This is a genomic window from Streptomyces sp. NPDC058877 (assembly GCF_042742855.1).
In the GTDB taxonomy this organism is placed as follows: domain Bacteria; phylum Actinomycetota; class Actinomycetes; order Streptomycetales; family Streptomycetaceae; genus Streptomyces.
The window spans coordinates 1-2,143 of sequence record NZ_JBHYMF010000370.1 but is presented as its reverse complement, the minus strand read 5'-3'; the positions used below and the strand labels follow the sequence as shown (position 1 = coordinate 2,143).

Below are 2,143 nucleotides of genomic sequence, written 5' to 3'. Positions count from 1 at the left end.
CAGTTGCACACGAGTCACCCAAGAAGGTCTACCTGCCCAGGACTCGCCACGCAGGCAAAACCCACAGATTGATCACGACCCAATACGCTCCCTAGCTAGACGCCGACCGAGAAGACTCTGATGACCCGCGATGACGCCCTCAAACAGCTCCGCCACATCGCGCGCGAGCGGGCATTCGGTAGGCATGTCGGGTCCGACCGGCTCATCCAGGCAGGGCTTGACGCCCTCATTGCCGAGGTCGAGAGTCCCTCCCTCGCCATGCTGGCCGGTCTCCTCCAGAGCGAGGAACCCGAAGCGCCAGCGCTCTTCGACCAGGTGCTGGAGGAACTGGGACTTCTCTTCCATCCGCCCGCCGACCCTCGGGCCGCAAAGTGGGCGATGGCCTACTGGATCGCCGGTCAGATAGCCGACGGAACCCTGGATCCCGCCACTGGCACCCACCTCATCTGGGCAGACGTCGCCTACGACCTCGGCTACCCCGAAGAGCTGCAGTCCCTCGTCTCGTGTCATTTCAACCTGGACGATTGGCAGGAGAGCTGGGAAGTTTCCGTCGAGGAGCTCAACAGGGAAGCAGTCGAGGCGGCGAAGCAGTTCCTTCGCGGGAGGCCGGTTGCAGAAGCGGGGAGTTGACCGTCCGGTTCTTGCTCGCTGCGGTTCGGTCGCCTCCTACGATTCTGCGCATGCTGGATCCCGAACTGCTCGAACGGATCACTACGCGCCGTGCGGAACTGGACGAACTCGAAGAACAGCTGGCCAAGCAGCTGGAAGCGGTGCGGGCTGAGCGGGACGAGCTCGCCGTCGCCGAACGTGTCCTTGGGAGGGTGAGCGAGCAGCTCGCGGAGGAACGCTCCTCAGCCCGGTCGATTTCCGGGCAGGTGGGCGGCCGGGCGGTGATGCTGATCCCGCATCGCGAACCGGGCGTGGAGGAGGATTCGCTCCCGCCGGACTACCAGCGCATCATCACCGCCGTGCGACAGGCCGCCGGACCGGTCATGGCCCGCGAGGTCGGCGAGGTGGTGGGGGTGGACGTCAGCGTGAAGTCCAAGCTGGAACCGCTGCGCGGCAAGCTGGTCAGGCTCGTTGACCGCGGCTGGCTCCGCAAACTGCCCGACGGCCGGTTCACCACCCGCCTGTGACCAGCAGCACCGCCACTCGGAGCGGGTCAGCACGCGCGTAACCGGGTTGTCCCCGGCGGCCGTTGGAATTGTGTGACGAATACCAAAGAGCGCGCCGAGGACACCTGCACGCTTGTCTACCAGTGCCGTCTGCCGCTGTCCACGCGCACCGTCAACCACCTCGCCGACCTGCTACGGCGTCATCTGAAGACGATTCGGTCCCGATGGCGGATCCTGCCGCCCGGGAAGATCGCGGTGATCGTCCTGGCCGTCCTGCGCCACGACCAGCGCCTGGCCGACATCGCCGGCGGCAACGACGTGTCCGAGTCCACCGTCCGCCGCTGGCGCGATGAGCTGATCGGACTGCTCGCCGCACAGGCCCCGCGCCTGGACCGCGCCCTGAAGAAGGTCGTCAAGAAAGGCGGGGAGGTGATCCTGATCGACGGCACCCTCATCCGCACCCAGCGCCGTACAGGCAGAGCCGACCGGCGCAACTACTCCGGCAAGCACCGCACTCATGGCCTGCACTTCCTCGCCCTGACCGACGAGAACGGGCGCCTGATCTGGATATCCGCTGCCCGGCCCGGCCGCACCCACGACAACACCGCCGCCCGCCACGACCACATCCTGACCCACCTGCGCGCCGCCGGCCTCGGGGCACTGGCCGACCTCGGCTTCCGCGGCCTGGACAACGACATCCTCGACCCCGTGATCGTCACCGGCTACACCGCCAGCCGCACCCACAAGCTCACCCCAGGCGAGAAGGAAGCCAACCGCGTCCTCGCCGTCGGACGCGCACCGGTCGAACACGGCTTCGCCCACCTCAAGAACTGGCGAACCCTCACCAAGCTCCGCACCGACCCCGCCCGCGCCACCCAGCTCCTGCGAGCCCTGCTCGTCTTGACGAACCTCGAAGTCAACCGCTGACGGATGATCTTCTCCGTGGACTTCCGCCCACGACCAGCATGAGCGCCCCGGGGACCGGTCACACCAGTCCTTTGACCTGCGACTTCAAGTTGGCGGAGGCT

General features: G+C 66.9%; 3 protein-coding genes. All 3 read left to right on the top strand.

Annotation, left to right across the window (positions count from 1 at the left end; all coding sequences use genetic code 11):
* Nucleotides 1-120 precede the first annotated feature (120 nt).
* Entirely contained in the window at nucleotides 121-630 is a 510-nt protein-coding gene (locus ACFW2Y_RS35590) for a hypothetical protein (protein WP_384887839.1), read from the top strand.
* 50 nt (nucleotides 631-680) lie between these two features.
* Nucleotides 681-1,136, top strand: coding sequence for a hypothetical protein (locus ACFW2Y_RS35585; protein ID WP_384887836.1), 456 nt, complete (start codon nucleotides 681-683; stop codon nucleotides 1,134-1,136).
* A gap of 72 nt (nucleotides 1,137-1,208) precedes the next feature.
* Nucleotides 1,209-2,042 carry a transposase family protein gene (locus ACFW2Y_RS35580; protein ID WP_384887833.1) on the top strand — a complete coding sequence of 278 codons (834 nt, stop codon included), beginning with the start codon at nucleotides 1,209-1,211 and terminating at the stop codon, nucleotides 2,040-2,042.
* Nucleotides 2,043-2,143 lie beyond the last annotated feature (101 nt).

Bases quoted from the DNA above. Each gene is read 5' to 3' on its own strand.
- ACFW2Y_RS35590 (WP_384887839.1), top strand. From the start codon at position 121: ATGACCCGCGATGACGCCCTCAAACAGCTCCGCCACATCGCGCGCGAG.
- ACFW2Y_RS35585 (WP_384887836.1), top strand. From the start codon at position 681: ATGCTGGATCCCGAACTGCTCGAACGGATCACTACGCGCCGTGCGGAA.